This is a genomic window from Pseudomonas sp. FEMGT703P (assembly GCF_002786345.1).
Classification (GTDB): Bacteria; Pseudomonadota; Gammaproteobacteria; order Pseudomonadales; family Pseudomonadaceae; genus Aquipseudomonas; species Aquipseudomonas peli.
On record NZ_PGCM01000012.1, the window covers coordinates 342,440 to 359,776 of the forward strand.

18 protein-coding genes and 1 pseudogene are annotated in these 17,337 nt (G+C 62.2%); 10 read left to right on the top strand and 9 right to left on the bottom strand.

Annotated features, from left to right (window positions below; translation table 11 throughout):
* Window position 1 precedes the first annotated feature (1 nt).
* From CUR33_RS19240 to CUR33_RS19265, 6 genes are read right to left on the bottom strand one after another with little or no spacing between them, the layout of a single operon-like run.
* Complete coding sequence (locus CUR33_RS19240; RefSeq protein ID WP_090255290.1) at window positions 2-658, bottom strand: response regulator; 657 nt, start codon at window positions 656-658, stop codon at window positions 2-4.
* Between the two features lie 44 nt (window positions 659-702).
* Window positions 703-1,353, bottom strand: a complete 651-nt coding sequence (locus tag CUR33_RS19245) for a hypothetical protein (RefSeq protein WP_289240622.1) — start codon at window positions 1,351-1,353, stop codon at window positions 703-705.
* 13 nt (window positions 1,354-1,366) lie between these two features.
* On the bottom strand, window positions 1,367-2,158 hold the full coding sequence (locus tag CUR33_RS19250) for an SDR family oxidoreductase (protein ID WP_289240623.1): 792 nt from the start codon (window positions 2,156-2,158) through the stop codon (window positions 1,367-1,369).
* Between the two features lie 9 nt (window positions 2,159-2,167).
* Window positions 2,168-2,821 (bottom strand): TenA family transcriptional regulator, encoded by a 654-nt coding sequence (locus tag CUR33_RS19255; protein ID WP_289240624.1) that lies wholly within the window; start codon window positions 2,819-2,821, stop codon window positions 2,168-2,170.
* Window positions 2,821-4,317 carry an AMP-binding protein gene (locus CUR33_RS19260; protein WP_289240625.1) on the bottom strand — a complete coding sequence of 499 codons (1,497 nt, stop codon included), beginning with the start codon at window positions 4,315-4,317 and terminating at the stop codon, window positions 2,821-2,823. Before CUR33_RS19260 ends, CUR33_RS19255 begins: the two co-directional genes overlap by 1 nt.
* The gene (locus tag CUR33_RS19265; protein ID WP_289240626.1) at window positions 4,301-4,990 is read right to left on the bottom strand and encodes a thermostable hemolysin; all 690 of its coding nucleotides are present in this window, start codon (window positions 4,988-4,990) and stop codon (window positions 4,301-4,303) included. The genes CUR33_RS19260 and CUR33_RS19265 overlap by 17 nt, the downstream gene beginning before the upstream one ends.
* A 211-nt stretch (window positions 4,991-5,201) precedes the next feature.
* Here CUR33_RS19265 and CUR33_RS19270 point away from each other — a divergent pair, with 211 nt between their 5' ends.
* The 3 genes from CUR33_RS19270 to CUR33_RS19280 all read left to right on the top strand — a co-directional run bounded on the left by CUR33_RS19270 (window position 5,202) and on the right by CUR33_RS19280 (window position 6,707).
* Window positions 5,202-5,615: a hypothetical protein gene (locus CUR33_RS19270; protein WP_289240627.1), complete on the top strand. Its 414-nt coding sequence runs from the start codon at window positions 5,202-5,204 to the stop codon at window positions 5,613-5,615.
* Window positions 5,616-5,777: 162 nt separating this feature from the next.
* Entirely contained in the window at window positions 5,778-6,359 is a 582-nt protein-coding gene (locus CUR33_RS19275; protein WP_289240628.1) for a DJ-1/PfpI family protein, read from the top strand.
* 45 nt (window positions 6,360-6,404) lie between these two features.
* Complete coding sequence (locus tag CUR33_RS19280; protein WP_289240629.1) at window positions 6,405-6,707, top strand: ribbon-helix-helix domain-containing protein; 303 nt, start codon at window positions 6,405-6,407, stop codon at window positions 6,705-6,707.
* A 3-nt stretch (window positions 6,708-6,710) separates the two neighbouring features.
* On the opposite strand, the gene CUR33_RS19285 is transcribed toward CUR33_RS19280, so the two are convergent.
* Window positions 6,711-7,727 carry a DUF4917 family protein gene (locus tag CUR33_RS19285; RefSeq protein ID WP_289240630.1) on the bottom strand — a complete coding sequence of 339 codons (1,017 nt, stop codon included), beginning with the start codon at window positions 7,725-7,727 and terminating at the stop codon, window positions 6,711-6,713.
* A gap of 5 nt (window positions 7,728-7,732) precedes the next feature.
* Window positions 7,733-8,668 carry a DMT family transporter gene (locus CUR33_RS19290; protein ID WP_289240631.1) on the bottom strand — a complete coding sequence of 312 codons (936 nt, stop codon included), beginning with the start codon at window positions 8,666-8,668 and terminating at the stop codon, window positions 7,733-7,735.
* 82 nt (window positions 8,669-8,750) lie between these two features.
* Between CUR33_RS19290 and CUR33_RS19295 the strand changes: the two genes are divergently transcribed.
* Both CUR33_RS19295 and CUR33_RS19300 read left to right on the top strand, forming a co-directional pair.
* Window positions 8,751-9,263 (top strand): MarR family winged helix-turn-helix transcriptional regulator, encoded by a 513-nt coding sequence (locus tag CUR33_RS19295; protein ID WP_289240632.1) that lies wholly within the window; start codon window positions 8,751-8,753, stop codon window positions 9,261-9,263.
* 48 nt (window positions 9,264-9,311) lie between these two features.
* Window positions 9,312-9,653: an FKBP-type peptidyl-prolyl cis-trans isomerase gene (locus CUR33_RS19300; RefSeq protein WP_289240633.1), complete on the top strand. Its 342-nt coding sequence runs from the start codon at window positions 9,312-9,314 to the stop codon at window positions 9,651-9,653.
* Between the two features lie 107 nt (window positions 9,654-9,760).
* Here the strand turns inward: CUR33_RS19300 and cysC are convergent.
* Window positions 9,761-10,375: pseudogene (gene cysC / locus CUR33_RS19305) on the bottom strand (adenylyl-sulfate kinase); the annotation flags it as partial.
* Between the two features lie 203 nt (window positions 10,376-10,578).
* Between cysC and CUR33_RS19310 the strand changes: the two are divergent.
* The 5 genes from CUR33_RS19310 to CUR33_RS19330 form a co-directional block, all read left to right on the top strand.
* The gene (locus CUR33_RS19310) at window positions 10,579-11,358 is read left to right on the top strand and encodes an efflux RND transporter periplasmic adaptor subunit (RefSeq protein WP_289240634.1); all 780 of its coding nucleotides are present in this window, start codon (window positions 10,579-10,581) and stop codon (window positions 11,356-11,358) included.
* Window positions 11,355-12,674 (top strand): efflux RND transporter periplasmic adaptor subunit, encoded by a 1,320-nt coding sequence (locus CUR33_RS19315; protein WP_289240635.1) that lies wholly within the window; start codon window positions 11,355-11,357, stop codon window positions 12,672-12,674. The genes CUR33_RS19310 and CUR33_RS19315 overlap by 4 nt, the downstream gene beginning before the upstream one ends.
* Window positions 12,671-14,767, top strand: coding sequence for an HlyD family efflux transporter periplasmic adaptor subunit (locus tag CUR33_RS19320; RefSeq protein WP_289240636.1), 2,097 nt, complete (start codon window positions 12,671-12,673; stop codon window positions 14,765-14,767). The genes CUR33_RS19315 and CUR33_RS19320 overlap by 4 nt, the downstream gene beginning before the upstream one ends.
* Before the next feature lie 375 nt (window positions 14,768-15,142).
* Complete coding sequence (locus tag CUR33_RS19325) at window positions 15,143-16,006, top strand: sulfotransferase (protein ID WP_289240637.1); 864 nt, start codon at window positions 15,143-15,145, stop codon at window positions 16,004-16,006.
* A 152-nt stretch (window positions 16,007-16,158) separates the two neighbouring features.
* Window positions 16,159-17,337: DUF4347 domain-containing protein (locus tag CUR33_RS19330; RefSeq protein WP_289240638.1), on the top strand; the 1,179-nt coding region annotated here is incomplete at its 3' end.

Consider the following 17,337-nt stretch of genomic DNA (forward strand, 5'->3'; position numbering starts at 1 on the left):
GTTATTTATCCACCAGGTAGCCGACGCCGCGCACGGTGCGGATCAGCTCGGGAAAGAATTTTTTGCGCAGGTGGTGCACGTGCACTTCCAGGGCGTTGCTTTCCAGCTCCTCGTCCCAGCCATAGAGCGCCTGTTGCAGCTTGTCGCGGGTCATCACCCGGCCGGGCTGGGCGAGCAGTTCGTGCAGCAGGAGAAACTCCTTGCGCGGCAGATTGACCGCCTGGCCCTGATAGCTAACGGCCTGGCTGACCGGGTCAAGGCTGATGCCACGGTATTCCAGCGCCGGCTGCGGACGGTTGAAGCTACGCCGCAGCAGGGCGCGCAGGCGGGCTTTGAGTTCAGCCACATCAAAGGGTTTGACCAGGTAATCATCGGCGCCGGCATCCAGCCCGGCGATGCGATCACTGGTGGAGTCACGTGCGGTCAGAACCAGTACCGGCACCGGGTTGGCGGCCGCGCGCAGGTGCTTGAGCACCTGCAGGCCGTCCATGCGTGGCAGGCCCAGGTCGAGGATCGCCAGTTCAAAACTCTCGCTGGTCAGGGCATGCAGCGCACTGCTGCCATCCTGCACCCAGTCGACGGTGTACCCCTCGGGTTTGAGGGCGGTGCGAATACCTTCGCCCAGGGCGTTGTCGTCTTCGACCAGCAGAATGCGCATGCAGTGATTCCCGGTGTGTTCTATCCAAACTCGCGTGGGCGAGATTACTCCAATTCAGCGTTGACCTTGGCCAGCAGCGCCTGAATTTCCGCTTTGCGCCCGGCGTCGGCAGACAGGCGATTAGGTCGGGCAGGCGCTTGCAAGGCTTTTTCCAGTGCCACTTTAGCCTCTGCGTAGCGTTTGGCGCGGGTTAGATAGTCCGCGTAAAAATAGTTGGGATCAATGCCGTCCGGGTTGATCGCCAAGGCCTGCTTGAGCATGGCTTCGGCCTTTTCGTCATCGCCAAAGCCTACCGGCCAGCCAGGCACCTGGTAGTACAGGCTGCCGAGGCTGGTGTAGGCCGAGCCGGACAGCGCCTTGGGGTCGAGCGCTAGGCCCTGCTCCAGGCTGGCCTTGGCTTCCTTGACCAGACCCAGCGCCCCCAGGCCGCCTTTGGCACCGGCGTAGGTGCTGAGGATGATGCCGTTCCAGATCTGCAGTTCGGCGGCGTTCGGCTCGGCGGCGACAGCTTTTTGCGCCTGCTCGCTGAGGCTGGCGAAGGCTTTCTCGCGTTGTTCCTTGGGCAGCTGATAATTGATCTCGGCCCAGCGGTCTTGCAGGCTTTGCAGCTGCGCCTGGCCTTGTTCGCTCAAGGCGAAACTGGGCAGGCTGATGAGGCAGAGCAGGGTGCAGGCGGCGGTGCGGAAAAGCGTCATGGGGTGTGTCCTCTTAAGGTTTGCTGCGCGCAAAGCGCTGAATGATGGGCAGTTGTTTACGCAGGGCTTGATCGACCAGGCGCGGCAGCAGGCTGTTGAGGCGCACGAAGAGTTTCTCCGGCCAGCCCAGGTAGCGCTCCTCTTCCTCACGGCGTATGGCTGCCAGCAATTGCAAAGCAACGCTGTGTGGGTCGTCCATGGCGACGTTCAGCTCGTCGTTCATGGCCACCACCTGGGCGCCGTTCATGCCGGTTTGAGTGGCGCGTGGAGCGAAGTAGAGAACCTTGACCAGGGTGTCAGCCAACTCGCGGCGCAGCGCTTCTGAAAACCCGCGCAAGGCAAACTTGCTGGCGCAGTAGGCCGTGAAGCCGGGGTAACCGATGGAGCCGAACGTCGACCCCAGGTTGACCACCAGGGCTCGGCCCTGTTGCCGCAGCAGCGGCAGCAGGCGGTGAGTCAGCTGCAAGGTGGCTGTTACGTTGAGTTCGATCAGCTCGGCGATGGCGCTTTCATCATGCTGCTCCAGCAGGACGAAGTGATTGACCCCCGCAGCATTGATCAGCGTGTTGATGCCGCCAAAGCGTTGCGCGGCGGCGACCACGGCTTCACGGCCACTGCGTTCGCGGATGTCCGCAGTCACCAGCGTGACCTTGCCGGCATGGGCCTCGGCCAGCGCTTGCAGGGGTTCGGGCTGGCGGCCAACCAGCAGCAGGTGGGCACCGTCGCGCAGCAGTTCGGCGACCAGTGCTTGGCCAATCCCACCACTGGCCCCGGTGATCACGGCGCGGCATTCAGGAATATTCATCGCTAGTCCTCAGGCGCTCATCGGCAAGCTGCGGAACATATCGCCGTAGAGGCGATAGACCACTTTGGCGGTGTGCACCACGGCAGCTTTGTCGTCGTCGTTGTCGAGCTGATTCATCAGTTTTTTGAAGAATTCGATGTGCTCCAGGTCCAGGCTGCCGTGGGAACTCAGGTAGCTGAAGGCCTTGTTCGGCAGTTGCAGCTTGTCCTGAATCACTCCGGCCACCTGGGTAGCCAAGGCAATGCTGGTACCTTCCAGCACATTGACCATGCCGAAGAAACTCACCGGGTTGTGCCGCGCGATGCGGTCGTAGACGTAGCTGACCATCAGTTCGGTCGGCAGCTTGGGCGTGCCGTGGCGCACTGCTTCTTTGTCTGCACCACACACGGCGATGTCGTTGAGCACCCATTCCTGGTGGCCCGTTTCTTCCTCGATGTATTCGCCGATAGCTTCGCGCAACCACTCCAGCCGTTCTGGCAAACGCGCGCCGCAGGCCATCAGCAAGGGCACGGTGTGTTTAACGTGGTGATAGGCCTCGGTGAGAAAGGCCACGTAGCTGTTCAGGCTGACGGTGCCAGCCATGGCCTGGGCAATGATCGGCGCACTGAGCAGGTAATTGCGTTCAGCGCTGGTGTGTTCAAGCAGGGATTCGTAGAAGCTCATCAGGCATCTCCATAGCAGGATTCGGTGGCCATCAATTGCTCGATGGCGTGCTGGTAGTGGTTAAGCAGGGCTGTACGCCGCAGGCGGCCATTGCTGGTGGCCAGCGCATTGGCACTGCTGAAAGGTTGTTCGGCGCGCAGCCAGTGGTGCACGCGGGCATAGTCGGGCAGGGCTTGGTTGGCCGTCGCCACGGCTTCGGCCAATTGGCTGTCAGGGGTATTCGGGAAGCGCGGCACCAGCACGGCAACGTTGCCGGGCAGTGCTTCGCCATGCAGCCAGGCCTGGGCGATTGGCAGTTGCTGGACCAACTCGGCCTCGACCCATTCCGGGTTGACGTTGCGGCCAAAGGCGGTGATGAACTGGTGTTTCTTGCGCCCGTGCAGCACCAGGAATGGCCCGTCGAAATGGCCCAGATCACCGGTGCCCAGCCACTCCTCGTCAGGGCATGGTTCGCCCAGGTAACCAAGCAGGCGTGGGCCTTGGACCATCACCTCGCCGTCTGTAGCCAGGCGTACCTGCAGGTGTGGCAACGGTTGGCCGACGGTGCCGATACGGCGGTTTTTCGGGGTGTTCAGGCACACCACTGAGGCGCACTCGGACAGGCCGTAACCCTCGAACACCGGCAGCCCCAGGGCGTCGGCACGTTGCAGCAATTGGCTGGCGACGCGGCCACCGCCGACGGCGATAAAACGCAGGCTGCTCGGCAGGGGGAGGCGATTTTCGCCGGCGCTGACCAGCGCCAGCAGCAGTTGTGGCAGCAGGATCAGGCTATTGGGCTGCGCCTGAGCCAGGGCGCCGAGAAAGCGCGGCAGATCGAACTGGCTGGCACCGAGCAGACCGATCTGCGCCATCGGCATCAATTCAATCCGTGCGCCGGCCAGCAGAGGGGCATAGACCCCGGCAATGTTCTCCAGCAGGGTGGCCAGCGGCAGGACGCACAGGTGGCGTTCGACCGCGCAGCTGGCGCTGGCCTGCACCAGGCTCTGCGCCACCGCCAGTTGCGTGGCGATATCCAGGCATACACCTTTGGGTTGTCCGGTGGTGCCGGAGGTGTAGGTGATTTTGCAGGTGCCGACCGGCAACGCGCTGACCTGCGCCCGTGGGCGTTGCAGCACAGTGGTGGTAGCGGTTACTGCACTCGCAGCTGCGTTTGCGTTGAAACCCAGTGCGCTGAAAAGCGGGCTGGCCGGGCCGATCAGGCAGTCAATGCCTGCGCTATCGAGGACATGCACCTGCTGGCCGCTGGAAAAGAAACCCGGCAGTGGCACGCAGACCAGCCCTGCATGCAGAGTGGCCAGGTCCCAGAGCACCCAGTCGATTCCGTTATCCAGCGCCAGGGCGACACGTCGGGCGCTGAGGTGCTGCAGGTATACGCTGCGCTGTGCGACCTCGCTCAGCAGCTCGGCGTAGCTCAACTGTTGCTCACCTTCGCGCAAGGCAATCGCCTCGCCAAAGGCGGCCAGGCGGTTAAACAGGGATTCAGCGGCAGGCCACATCAGGCATGTCCTCCAGGGCATAAAAGGCTTGATGGGCCAGGCGTGGGTAAGCGCCCAACTGCAGCAAACGCTGATGGCCGGCGTAGATGTCGCCAGCCATCACGTGCGGTTGGTTGTCGTAGTAGCTGCCCCAGTCCGCCAGCTCATCGCCCACGCAATCCGGATTGGCCGGGCCCAGCGGTACGGGCGTTAGGCCCAGGCGCTGAAAACTGTTGAGCAGGGCCAGGGTGCCGGTAAAGGTCACCCAGCGATAACCCAGCGCCACCAACAGGTCGGTCAGGGCCACGATCAGTAAGCGCGCGGCGCCTGGGCTGCCCGCCGCCAGGTTGCCGACCTCGACCAGTTGCGTCCGCTGCGGTGCATGGGCCACCTGGCGTGCGGCAATAACCTGCTCCGCTGGGTGCTCAAGGTAGCGTTCCAGAAACAGCGGCCCACTGGCGGCACTGCGCAGGCCCACCGCACCGAGCAACTGACCGCTGCTGTCTTCCAGGCTGAGCAGGCAGGGCATGAAGTGACGGATGCGCGCCTGATGTTGAGCGGCAAAGCGCTCGCCAATAAACGCCTCAATTCCTGCTCGGCGCGGGCTGTCGGCGTTGGCCAGGAAAAGGCTGAGCGGCTGCTCGCGGCCGATCTGTGCAAGTGCAGTGTTGTGATACACCCAAGGCAGCTCCATAACCGGAACCTCATCTGAGAACTTGGGTGTGAGTGTCTGCCGCCAGTCTTAACGCTAAATTAAGTCACACAATATTCAGCCGTGAGACGGTCGCAGGCATTTCATTGCTTGCGTTGCAGCCACCACAGCTCATAGCCTGCAAAGCCTGACTTGCCGAATGACGGTAAGTTGATCAGCCCTGACCTTAATCGCCAAACGCTCGGAGATAGCTATGCCCCCTATGGATGCTGAGCAACAACTGGCGGCCCGTCTGGCCATCCTGGAAAACCCTGAAGCGCAGGACTGCACGGTCTACCGCGCCGATGATCAGGACCCGGAAGCCGAGGAAGTGGATCTGGGTGATGCCAAGGTGCTGTTCTGCGGCCCGTTCGAGGCGCCTGCCGATTGGGATGCGGCGGAGCGCGAGGACTATTTCGGCGAAAGCGCGCCTGAGCTGTTCGTCAATGCACGCATCGAGTGTGAAGCCAAACCGGGCTCAAACAGCCATTTCACCGTGGACATCGGTGACTATGTAGCCGCCCAGCCTGGTCTGGGTGAAGTCGTGATGTTCTATGTGCACGACTACCTGGAAGACGACACCGGCTGCACCTATGTGCTGCTGCGTGATGAAGAGGTGCTGGAATAATCCAGCCACCGCGCTGGGCTTCTTGCTGAAGCCCAGCCACAACCTGCCTTGCTCCATGTCCTCGCTAATTCGCTTTTTGCCCTGTAGTACCGGGTTATTACCCGCGCCTGACGGATCGGGATAACACTCTGTGCTTCTCAATTCATTGAAGGGAGCAGGCACATGGCAGCGAAGAAGATTCTCATGCTGGTCGGCGACTACGTCGAAGACTACGAAGTGATGGTGCCGTTTCAGGCATTGCTGATGATCGGTCATCAGGTGCACGCGGTGTGCCCGGACAAGACCGCCGGGCAGAGCGTGCGCACCGCCATCCACGATTTTGAAGGCGAGCAGACCTACAGCGAGAAGCCCGGGCATAACTTTGCCCTCAACTTCGACTTCGCTCAGGTCAAGGCCGAAAACTACGACGCCTTGTTGATCCCCGGTGGCCGCGCCCCGGAGTACCTGCGCCTGAATGCTCAGGTGCTGGCGCTGGTACAGGCCTTCGACAAGGCTGGTAAGCCCATCGCAGCGGTCTGCCATGGCGCGCAATTGCTCGCCGCTGCTGGCGTGCTTAAAGGCCGCGAATGCAGCGCCTACCCGGCCTGTGGCCCGGAAGTCACCCTGGCAGGCGGGCGCTATATGGATATCGCCGTAGACCAGGCCCATGTGCAGGGCAATCTGGTCACCGCGCCGGCCTGGCCGGCGCATCCCAACTGGCTGGCGGCGTTCCTCGGCCTGCTGGGTACGCAGATCACGCTGTAAACTGCTGGGGCCAGTCAGGCCCCGCATTCAGGGAGGTGAGTCGCCATGTGCGAGCTGTATGTTAAAGCCGATCCGATTCTCTACGAGTCCCGCGCACGCTCGCTGCGCATCCGTGGCGTGGTCACCACCCTGCGCCTGGAAAACCAGTTCTGGGACATCCTGCGCGAAATCGCCGAAGTCGACGGCATGACCACCAATCAGCTGATTACCAAGCTGTATGACGAGGTGATGGACTATCGCGGCGAGGTGGTGAATTTCGCCTCGTTCCTGCGCGTCAGCTGCACCCGTTACCTTAGCCAGCGTCGTGCGCCGGCTGAGCTAAGTCTGGTGCGTTCGATCAGCCAGTAGCCGTTACTGAGCCGCTGGGGCCGTTATACGTAACTGCGGATCACCCAGCGGGTGGCTGAGCGCATCGAAGAAGCGCAGCTCCACCTTTGGCTCGGCGAACAAGCTGGCGTAGTGCTGCTTCTGCTGCGTGATAAACAGCGGATTGTGCGGGTAGATCGAGATCGCCAGGGTCTTCAATCCGGCCTGCTGCAAGGCCTGGATAAGGTGCTGGTCCTGTGCCGCCAGGCTGTGGCCGAAGATGCACAGCTTGTCCTTGGGCTGCGCCAGCTGGCTGTAGCAGAACGACAGGTAGTCAGAACTGCGGATGGCCTTGAGCTTGTCCGCGCTGCTGCCTTCATTGACGAACAGCGGAATATCGCCCAGCTGGTTGATGGCGAAACTGGCCAGCAAGGTGCTTTCCGATGAATTGAGAATGCGCGTGCTGCCGTCGATGTTTTTCACCAGGTGCATGCCGCCGTGCAGGTAGAGCATGCGTGTGGCGTTGCCCTGGCGCTGGCAGTCGCCGGGGGCGAAGGTCGAATCCGCGCCCCTGAACATATCTTCAAACGCTTCAGGGGCCTGCATCACGGCCCAGTAGTTGAGCAGGTCGTAATTGCTGGAATACACCGTCTGGAATTGGCTAAGCGCGCTGTTGATCCGCGCCAGGCTGTCAGCTTGCATCTGGCTCCAAGGAATATGCACCGAGCGTACGGCGTGGATCAGTGCTTCCTTGATGGCGAAGTAGCGATGGCGCGGCGACGAGGAGTTGATGGTCAGCGCGGCATTCACCCGGATGCTGTTCTTCAGCGCGCTGAGCACCTGCTCGAAGTTGCTGGTATCCAGGGCGCGGAACACGCTGAGCTCGGTCGCGCTAAGCGGGCGATTGCGCGTGGTCTGCGCTTCATCAAACAGCGAGAAGTAGGCGAACTTGCGCCATACCGCCAGGCTCGCGCCATTGCCGACCAGCAACTCGGGGAAGCCGATGCTGCTGTTCAGGGTGTTCCAGTCTTCCAGTTCGCCAGTAAATGCCGGGGTTTGCATAATCGCTAGTTGTCGCCTTGGGCCGTCGGGGTTGTGCAGCGCGCGACTTTAACATGGAGCGCGGCAACTGCCGGCTTGGCCGCTGCGGCCCATTGCACCGCCAGGATGCTGCCCAGTACCGCAATTAACCCCAGCAGCGCCACGCCGGTAATGCTCTGCCCGAGCAATGCCCAGCCCAGCAGCACCGCCACCAGCGGGCTAAGCAGGCCCAGGGACGATACCGCTACCGGTGCGAGGCGAGCGATGCCGCGAAACCACAGCACATAGGCCAGCAGCGCGCCGAACAACGACAGATAGGCGTAGCCCAGCCACTGCAATGGGCTTAGCTGCGGCAGCGGTGGGTCGATCAGCCAGGCCACCGGCAGCAGGAACAGACCGCCAATCAGCAACTGCCAGCCGGTAAAGGCCAGCAGCGGCACAGTCGGTCGCCAGCGCCGCGTCAGGTAAGTGCCGCTGGCCATGCAGGCGGTGCCGACAAAGGCGGCGGCAATCCCGATCGGGTCCCAACTCGCACCCGGTGCCAGCAGCAATGCAGCCATCCCGGCGATACCCACCACACTGGCAGCAACCGCCACAGATGCCGGCCGCTGACCATCCATCGACCACACCAAGCCCATCACCAGCAGCGGTTGAATCGCCCCAACCACCGCCGCCAAACCGCCCGGCAAGCGATACGCAGCAACAAACAACAACGCCTGGAAGAAGCCGATATTCAGCGCTGCCAGCACCAGCAGGCGTGGCCACTCGCTGCGCCGGGGTAGGTAGCGGCTGTACAGCACCAACAACAGACCGGCGGGCAGGGCGCGCAGCAGTGCGGCGGTAAAGGGCCGGTCCGGCGGCAGGATTTCGGTGGTGACGATATAGGTCGAGCCCCAGATGGCGGGCGCCAGAGCGGTGATCAACACATCCAGCCAGGTGCTACGCGATGCTGAGCGGTCCATGCATTTGTCTCGCATTCAAGATAAAATGCGAGGCTAATAGCAACTTATCTTGAGTTCAAGATAAATTTCCAGAGGTAAGCCAATGGCAGTCCAACGACAGATGGATGCGGTCGATGTAATTCTTCAGCAGTGGCACCGCGAGCGGCCGGACCTGGATGTCAGCCCCATGGGCGTGATCGGCCGGCTGGGGCGCTGCGCATCGCTGCTGCGGCGCGAGCTGGACAAACTGTTCAGCAGCTTTGGCCTGACCGCCTGGGAGTTCGACGTGCTGGCCACCTTGCGCCGTTCCGGCGAACCTTATCGTCTGGCCCCAACGACGCTGTTCTCGACCCTGATGGTCACCTCCGGCACCATGACCCGGCAGCTGCAGCAACTGGAAGCCGCAGGCTGGGTCAGTCGTATAGCCAACCCCAGCGACGCGCGCAGCATGCTGGTGCAGCTGACCCCGGCTGGGCTGGAACTGATCGACCGCGCGGTGACCGCGCATGTCGCCAACGAAGCGCGACTGCTGGCGCCGATTGCCGCCACCGAGCTGGCGCAACTGGAGGCGCGGCTATCCGAACTGTTGACGGTGCTGGAACCGACTGGCGAGTGAGTTTTCCGCAAACCAGGCCCTGAGCAGGCCTGCTAGAAGAGGTGATTAATGAGCAACGAATTGGTGATCGAAGATATTCAGCTGGGTGACGGCAAGGAAGTGGTCAAAGGTGCGCTGATCACCACCCAGTATCACGGATTTCTCGAAGATGGCAGCACGTTCGACTCCTCCTACGAGCGCGGCAAACCATTCCAGTGTGTAATCGGCACCGGCCGGGTGATCAAAGGTTGGGACCAGGGCCTGATGGGCATGAAAGTCGGCGGCAAGCGCAAACTCTTTGTGCCGTCGCACCTGGGTTATGGCGAGCGCCAGTTCGGCGCGCATATCAAGCCGCACTCCAATCTGATCTTTGAGATTGAGCTACTGGAAGTGCTGACGCGGGATGATTAGGTCGTAGGGCTGCCGTCGGCCAAAAGTAGACGTTATGCAGAGCCTAGGAAGAAGGGGCGATTCACTGCAACGACATCATATTCATCGCACTGTTTAAGGGCGATACGTTATGTGTGTCCGCCTGCGAGATAAATGCTGATTTGTGCCACTGCGTCTTCAGTGCTGACGATAGTCGAGTTGATCACCAGATCAGGTTGCGCCGGGGGCTCATAGGGGCTGCTGATCCCTGTCATGTTTGGCAGTTGTCCTTGTCGAGCTTTTTTATAGAGGCCTTTGGGGTCTCGCTGCTCGCACACTGCCAGCGGCGTATCGACAAATACTTCGATAAAGTTATCTTCCCCGATTAACTCCCGGGCCATCTGACGCTCTACTCGGAAAGGACTGATAAAGGCTGCTATCACGATCAGTCCGGCATCAAGCATCAGTCTGGCCACTTCTGCCACTCGCCGAATATTTTCCACCCGGTCGGCATCGGTAAACCCTAGGTCCTTGTTCAAGCCTTGGCGAACGTTATCGCCATCGAGGATATAGGTGCGTTTGCCCTGTGCGTGGAGTTCTTTCTCCAAGGTGTTGGCAATGGTAGATTTTCCCGAGCCTGATAGTCCGGTGAACCAGATGACCTTGCATTGATGGCCATTGAGGCGTTCGCGGTCCTCACGGGTAATGCTGAGTGCTTGGCGATGTAAGTTTTGAGCGCGGCGTGAGCTGTGGCTGATCATGCCGACGTCTCCCTGTTTTCAGTAGCGGCTGACTTTAGAGTCCTAAATTAATTTAACGGCTTTCGAGGTCGCTTGCTCGGTCGGCCTCCATGCATGCCTTTTTGAGCACGCGAAGAACGGTTTTTGGCATTATATGGATGTAGCACTTCCTCTGCTGGGGGGAGTTCTGTGCTTTGCCCTGCGGCCCCAATAAACAAGGATGTACCATGCGGTATCACGTTCCCGGCTATGCCTTTGGTTTAATCGCCGCGCTGTACAGTCAGTGTCTTTTTGCTCAGGACTATTTGCTTGATCCTCTCAGTGAGCCGGAAAGCTATTCCGAGGCGCGTCAGATTCGAGGGGTGTTAAAAGCCCGCGACCAGGCTGTGTTGTCCAGCGAACTAGCTGGACGCATCATTGAAATGCCGTTTGCTGAAGCTCAGCGCTTCGCCAAGGGCGATGTATTGGTTCGCTTCGATTGCAGCGCTTATCAGGCTCAACTCAACGCCTCGAACGCGGCCAGTCTTGCTGCCCGCGAGGAACTGAAGAACAAGCAGCAGTTAGCCGCCCTCAACTCCGTGGGGCGTTTCGAAGTAGCCTTGGCGCAGGCCCGTCAGGCCCAGGCCCAGGCGGAGGCGCAGGTCTATCAGGTACAGGTGCAGCGCTGCCAGGTGAAGGCCCCCTTCGACGGTGAGGTGGTCAACCGCCGTGTGCAGCCCCACGAGAGTGTAGCTGGCGGCGACCCGCTGCTGGAGGTGGTGGATAATCGCACTCTGGAAATCCACTTGCTGGTGCCATCGCGCTGGATCGGTACCCTCAAGCCGGGCCAGCCCTTCAAATTTATCCCCGACGAGACTGGCAAGCCGCTCAACGCGGTGATCAAGCGCCTAGGGGCGCGCATCGATGAAGGCAGTCAGACGCTGCTGCTGATCGGCGGCCTGCCCGAGGACGCCACCGGCCTGGTGGCGGGCATGAGCGGCAGCGCGCGCTTTCCGGAGGCGCGATGAACGCACCTGTACCCGGCTTTGCCGAGCGTGTCTTCGCGGTATTTCTCGGTCTCCAGGCCCAGGCCCGACAGGCTGGCACGACTGAGCAACTGGCTTTCGCCATGGCCAACGACGGCCAGGGCCTGTTCGGCTACCGGCACGCAGCGCTGCTGGTCGCCGGCAAGGTCCGCGCTCTTACCGGTATTAGCGTGGTGGAGCCCAACGCTCCCTTCGTCGCCTTCGTTGAATGGGCGGCAAGTCAGCGTCTGGCCGCCGGCCTGTTGGGTCAGTCCGGTATTGTCGACCCAGCCAGTCTGGGCGAGAGCAGCCGCGAGGAGTGGCAGGCGTTGTCCGCGCCCAATGTTTTCTGGCTGCCTCTGAAGGACCGCCAGGGCGCCGTTTTCGGCGGCCTGTGGATCGCCCGTGACACGCTTTGGAGCGAGGCCGAGCAGGCTCTGCTGGTGCAGCTCGGCGGCACATACGAGCACGCGTGGCTGGCTCTGCAACCACGCAAGCCGTGGCGCCTGCGATGGCCGCGGAGGAAGATTCTCGTGGTGTTGGCGGCGCTCGCTCTGTTGCTGCTGCTACCGGTGCGCCAGTCGGTGCTGGCACCCGCCGAAGTGGTCCCCCTGGGCGGTCGCGTGGTAGCCGCACCGTTGGACGGGGTGATCGCTGAGTTTCTCGTCAAACCCAACCAAGGCGTTGCTGTCGGTGACCTGTTGGTGCGCTTCGATGCCGCCACCCTCAAGGCTCAGGCCGACGTCGCCGAGCGTGCCCTGGATGTGGCTGAGGCCGAGTTGAAGGCCAGCAGCCAGCGTGCTTTCGCCGATGCTGAGTCCAGTGCCCGCATCGACCTGCTGGCCGCCCGCGCGGAGCAGAAGCGCGCTGAACGTGACTATGCCAAGCAGTTGTTGGCCCGTAGCGACGTACGTGCCGAGCGTGCCGGCATTGCCGTATTCGCTGATGCCGAGCGCCTGACCGGCAAACCAGTGCAGACCGGTGAGAGGCTGATGCAGATCGCCGACCCGGCTCAGGCCGAACTGCGCATCGAATTGCCGGTGGGTGATGCGATCGCCCTGGGGGCCGGGGCTGAGGTAGCGCTTTTTCTCGACAGCGACCCGCTCAATCGCCACGACGCACGTCTGGAGAGGGCCGCCTATGAGGCCCAGGCCACCGCCGCCGGGCAGTTGGCTTACCGCCTTGATGCCACCTTTGCCGAGGCCGCGCCGCGCATCGGTCTGCGCGGCACTGCCAAACTGTTCGGCGCCCGTGCCCCGTTGGCCTATTACCTGTTGCGCCGGCCCCTGGCGGCGCTGCGCCAGGGGCTGGGGCTGTGATGCTGCCGGCCCTGCGCTCCGACCTGCAACTGTCCAGCGCAGCACCAACCCGTGAGGGCGCTCTCCAGTGGACTCTGGCCGACCCGCTGCGCGGCCGCTACTTCAAACTCGGCGCTGCTGCCGTGCGGTTGCTGCGTCACTGGTCCCTGGGTGACCCTCACGAGGTACTGGCAGCGGCCAACGCCGAGCCGGGCGCGCCCCTGGGGGCAGGTGAGCTGGAACAGATGGTGCACTTTCTGCGAGGGCACGACCTGATCGCCGCCGTCGACCCGGAGCAGCGCGCCAGCTACAACCTCAAACGCGCCAGCGCGCGCCACAGCTTGTGGCAGCAGGTGTTGCACCAGTACCTGTTCTTTCGCATCCCGCTGTGGCGGCCGGACCGCTTTCTTAACCGCGCCTGGCCGGTTCTGGAGCGCAATGGGCCCTGGCTGTTGCGTCGTGCATTGCCGATGTTGCTGCTGCTGGGGTTGTTTCTGGTGGCGCGTGATTGGGAGCGCTACCTGGCCACCTTTCCGCATATCTTCAGCCTGGGTGGTGCCCTGGCCTTTGGCATCGCACTGACCTTCGCCAAGCTTTGCCACGAGTTCGGCCACGCCTTCATGGCCAAGCGTGCTGGCTGCCGGGTGCAGAGCATGGGGCTGGCTTTCATGGTGCTGCTGCCGATGTTCTACACCGATGTCAGCGACGCCTGGCGGGTGCAGGACCGCCGCTCGCGCCTGCTGATCGGTGCCGGTGGGGTGCTCGCTGAATTGGTGCTGGCGGTGCTGGCGCTGCTGGCTTGGTCGCTGCTGCCAGACGGGCCGGCGCGTACGGCGGCCTTCATGCTTTCCAGCGCTACCTGGATTACCACCCTTGCTATTAATCTCAATCCTTTCATGCGCTTCGATGGCTATTTCCTACTCAGCGACCTTTGGGAAGTGGAGAACCTGCAAAGCCGTGCCTTCGCCCTGTGCCGCTGGCGCCTGCGCGAAGCACTGTTTGGCTATGGCGAGCCGGCGCCCGAGCCTTGGCCCGAGGCCATGCGCCGGCGCCTGTTAGTCTGGGGTTACGGCGCCTGGATCTGGCGCGCGGTGCTGTTCTTCGGCATCGCGCTGGCGGTGTACCACCTGTTCTTCAAGGTGCTGGGCATCTTCCTGATGCTGGTGGAGTTGGTTTGGTTCATTGGCCTGCCGATCTGGAAGGAGTTCGGCGAGTGGTGGCTGCGGCGTGACCAGGCTAGTCCGCACAAGGTGCTGCTCGCCGGCTCGGCGCTGGCGCTGGTGCTGCTGGCGTTGATTGTGCCCTGGCGCAATGCGGTGGACGTGCCGGCGATGCTGGAAGCTTCGCGTATTGGCACGCTGCATGCGCCTATCGCGGCACGGGTCAAGGCGGTTCAGGTGAGGGATGGCGATACGGTAGAGCAAGGCGCGCTGCTGGTGCAGTTGGAATCGCCTGATCTGGACGCGCAGCAAAGCATTGTTCGTCGTGAGATCGACAGCCTACAGTTGCAACTGCGGCGTCAAGCAGTACGCAGTGAAACGGTCGCTGAAGCGGGAGTACTTGAAGAACAGTTGGCGGAAGCGGTGGCTCAATACCGTGGCCTGCTGGCCCAGCGAGAGCGCTTGCTGCTGCGTGCGCCCTTTGCGGGTCAGGTGCGTGATCTGCAAGCGGATCTGGCTGTTGGGCGCTGGCTCTACACCGGCGAAACGTTGGCCCGGGTTGTTGCCCCAGGCTTGCGTTTACGTGGCTATGTGGCCGAGGAAAGCCTATGGCGCGTTGAGCCGGGCAGCGAGGGTCGTTTTATTGCCGACGATCCGGCGCGTCCGGCCTTGTCTGTTCGCCTTGATGAGGTAGACACCGCCGGCGTTTCTTTTCTTGAACTGGACGCGTTGGCCTCTGATCATGAAGGTCAGATTGCGGTGCGACGCAACGCTCAGCAGCGCGCCGAACCTGTACAGGCGCAATACGGCGCGCGCCTCAGTCTTCTTGAGTCGCTATCACCACCGGCTCAACCATTACGCGGTGTGGTGGTTTTGCAGGGCAAACGGCAGTCGATATTAGGCGCTGTGTGGCGGCGGATGATGGCGCTGGGTGTGCGGGAAAGCGGTTTCTGAGCAAATACGCCGTCGCCAGAATAAAGCTGCGCTCTGCGCCGTTATGCACTACCCCAGGCAATTCAAGGGTGTGTTGTGAATGGCCGATCACATTCATCTCCAACGCCATTTCCCGCTGGCTGGCCTCTGAAGTTCTCCGATAGCATTACCTGACCATTCGCGCAATAACGGTTGTCTCGCCCTTTCCACGGCGGGCAAGGAAGCCCAATTGATGACCTCCAAGGATTCATTTCTTGTCTGTGTTCCAGCTGCAGGCAGGGGGCCGTGTTTTTCCACAACAGCCCGCTCATCTCACGTGCATTTCGCCGCCAGTCTGTTGCTCATCACCCATGAGCGCGCATGCCTATGTGGGGGTGACTGATGCATTTACCGACCATGAGGAGCACCCCCCCGACCTACCACTTTATCTCGGGCTTGCCGCGCTCGGGCTCAACCTTGCTCGCGGCGCTGTTGCGCCAGAACCCGCGCTTTCACGCCGGCATGACCAGCCCGGTGGGCAGCTTCTTCTCGGGCCTGCTTAAGCAGTTCGGCGCCGACAGCGAGTTCGGCCCGGTGGTGACCCAGGAGCAGCGCAAGCGCCTGCTGGCCGGCCTGTTCAGCAACTATTACGCGGACCAGGCCGGGCATGAGGTGATCTTCGACACCAACCGCCTGTGGTGCGCCCGGCTGCCAGCTTTGATGGACCTCTTTCCCCAGGCCAAGGTCATCGCCTGCGTGCGCAACGTCGCCTGGGTGATGGACAGCATCGAGCGGCTCTACCGCGCCAACCCGTACGAGATTACCAAGCTGTTCAACGATGACAGCGAACGCAACACCGTCTACAGCCGGGTCGAGACCCTGGCCCAGCGCAACCGCCTGGTGGGCTTACCATGGTCGGCCCTTAAAGATGCCTATTACGGAGAACACGCTCGGTCCCTGCTGTTGGTGGACTACGACCTGCTGGTGGCCACGCCCGAGCGGGTGCTACGGCTGGTCTACGAGTTCCTCGGCGAGCCCTGGTTTGAGCACGATTTTGAGCGCGTCGAGTACGACGCCCCTGAGTTCGACCAGGCCCTGGGCCTACGCGGGCTGCACAAGGTGCGGCCTAAGGTGGAGGTGGCGGCGCGGCGTACTCTGCTGCCGCCGGACCTGTTCGAGCAGTACGCACAGCTGGATTTCTGGAAGGACTCGCGCAACAGCGAGGCCCATGTGATCAGAACCACCCGGGATGCCCGGGCTCTGGAACAAGAACGCACCTGAGCACCCGCTGAGGCTGGCGCCGGAGAAAAGAAGAGGTAGAAGTCATAGGCTGGGGTCTTTCGAAGAAGGCTGGTCGCAACGGTAAGGCTAAGGGTAGCCAGGCTACGCCACTGGCGTGCTCGCTGCCGCTGATCAGCGCACTAGAGCCGCGCATGATGTTCGACGGCGCGGTGGCCGCGACGGTGGCCGATACCGCTGCTTCGGCGCCGACTGCGGCCTCCACGGCCGACGCGTCCCATGACACCGGCGCCCGCGACAGCAACCAGGCGGGCTCTGCCGATAATAGCCAAGGTACTCAGGACCTGCAGGCCAGCCCGGTGAGCGATGCACAGAGCGGCGTGCGCAAGGAAGTCGTCTTCGTCGATACCCGCGCGCCGAACTACCAGGAGCTGCTTAAGGGCGTCTCGCCCAATGCCGAGGTGGTATTGCTGTCCACCAACAAGGACGGCGTGCAGCAGATTGCCGACGCCCTGGCCGGCCGCACCGGCATCGACGCCATCCACATCATTTCCCACGGTGACTCTGGGGTGCTGCTGTTGGGCAATGGCCCGCTGTTCGAAGGCAACCTCTCGCAGTACACCAGCCAGCTGTCCAGCATCGGCAAGGCACTGAGTGCGGACGGTGACATCCTGCTCTACGGTTGTGAGGTGGGCGCGGGCAGTGAAGGCAACGCCTTCGTGTCGAAGCTGGCGAACATCACCGGGGCGGACATCGCAGCTTCCGACGACAACACCGGAGGCAATGCCAAGGGCGGTGACTGGGACCTGGAGATCTCCACTGGGCAGATCGCCGCCAGCAATGCCCTGAACCTGTCACGCCTGGGCAGTTACGACCACCTGCTGGTGACCACGGCGGTGAGCACACTCGCCCAGCTGAAAAGCGCTATAGCCACGGGTAATAGCGACGGCGTGGACGATGTAATCACCCTCACCGGCAATATCACCTTCACCAGCAACTTCGACGGCATCACCATCAACGTCACCGACGGGCATACGTTGCAGATCGTCGGTGGTGGCTTCGCCTTGGACGGGGACCACAAGGCCAGGGTATTGGACGTGACCACCAGTGGCGCCAGCTCCAAGGTGGCGCTGGACAACATCACCATCCGCAACGGACTGGTCGCCGGTTACGGGGCCAATGAAAGTGCTTCCGCTACAGACAGCTTGGGCGCTGGTATCCGCAACTCTGGTGTATTGACCATTACCAACAGCAGCATCTCCGCCAACAAAGCTTCCGGTGGCGGCGGCGGTGGTGGCGACGCCGTTAGCAACTACAACTACGGCAACTACGCTGGCGGGGGTGGCGGCGGTGGTGGTTTCTCTACCTGGGCT

Coding starts and splice junctions, on each gene's coding strand:
- CUR33_RS19315 (WP_289240635.1), top strand. CDS start 11,355: ATGAACGCACCTGTACCCGGCTTTGCCGAGCGTGTCTTCGCGGTATTT.
- CUR33_RS19265 (WP_289240626.1), bottom strand. CDS start 4,990: ATGGAGCTGCCTTGGGTGTATCACAACACTGCACTTGCACAGATCGGC.
- CUR33_RS19295 (WP_289240632.1), top strand. CDS start 8,751: ATGGCAGTCCAACGACAGATGGATGCGGTCGATGTAATTCTTCAGCAG.
- CUR33_RS19240 (WP_090255290.1), bottom strand. CDS start 658: ATGCGCATTCTGCTGGTCGAAGACGACAACGCCCTGGGCGAAGGTATT.
- CUR33_RS19310 (WP_289240634.1), top strand. CDS start 10,579: ATGCGGTATCACGTTCCCGGCTATGCCTTTGGTTTAATCGCCGCGCTG.
- CUR33_RS19270 (WP_289240627.1), top strand. CDS start 5,202: ATGCCCCCTATGGATGCTGAGCAACAACTGGCGGCCCGTCTGGCCATC.
- CUR33_RS19290 (WP_289240631.1), bottom strand. CDS start 8,668: ATGGACCGCTCAGCATCGCGTAGCACCTGGCTGGATGTGTTGATCACC.
- CUR33_RS19250 (WP_289240623.1), bottom strand. CDS start 2,158: ATGAATATTCCTGAATGCCGCGCCGTGATCACCGGGGCCAGTGGTGGG.
- CUR33_RS19300 (WP_289240633.1), top strand. CDS start 9,312: ATGAGCAACGAATTGGTGATCGAAGATATTCAGCTGGGTGACGGCAAG.
- CUR33_RS19255 (WP_289240624.1), bottom strand. CDS start 2,821: ATGAGCTTCTACGAATCCCTGCTTGAACACACCAGCGCTGAACGCAAT.
- CUR33_RS19325 (WP_289240637.1), top strand. CDS start 15,143: ATGAGGAGCACCCCCCCGACCTACCACTTTATCTCGGGCTTGCCGCGC.
- CUR33_RS19260 (WP_289240625.1), bottom strand. CDS start 4,317: ATGTGGCCTGCCGCTGAATCCCTGTTTAACCGCCTGGCCGCCTTTGGC.
- CUR33_RS19275 (WP_289240628.1), top strand. CDS start 5,778: ATGGCAGCGAAGAAGATTCTCATGCTGGTCGGCGACTACGTCGAAGAC.
- CUR33_RS19280 (WP_289240629.1), top strand. CDS start 6,405: ATGTGCGAGCTGTATGTTAAAGCCGATCCGATTCTCTACGAGTCCCGC.
- CUR33_RS19245 (WP_289240622.1), bottom strand. CDS start 1,353: ATGACGCTTTTCCGCACCGCCGCCTGCACCCTGCTCTGCCTCATCAGC.
- CUR33_RS19285 (WP_289240630.1), bottom strand. CDS start 7,727: ATGCAAACCCCGGCATTTACTGGCGAACTGGAAGACTGGAACACCCTG.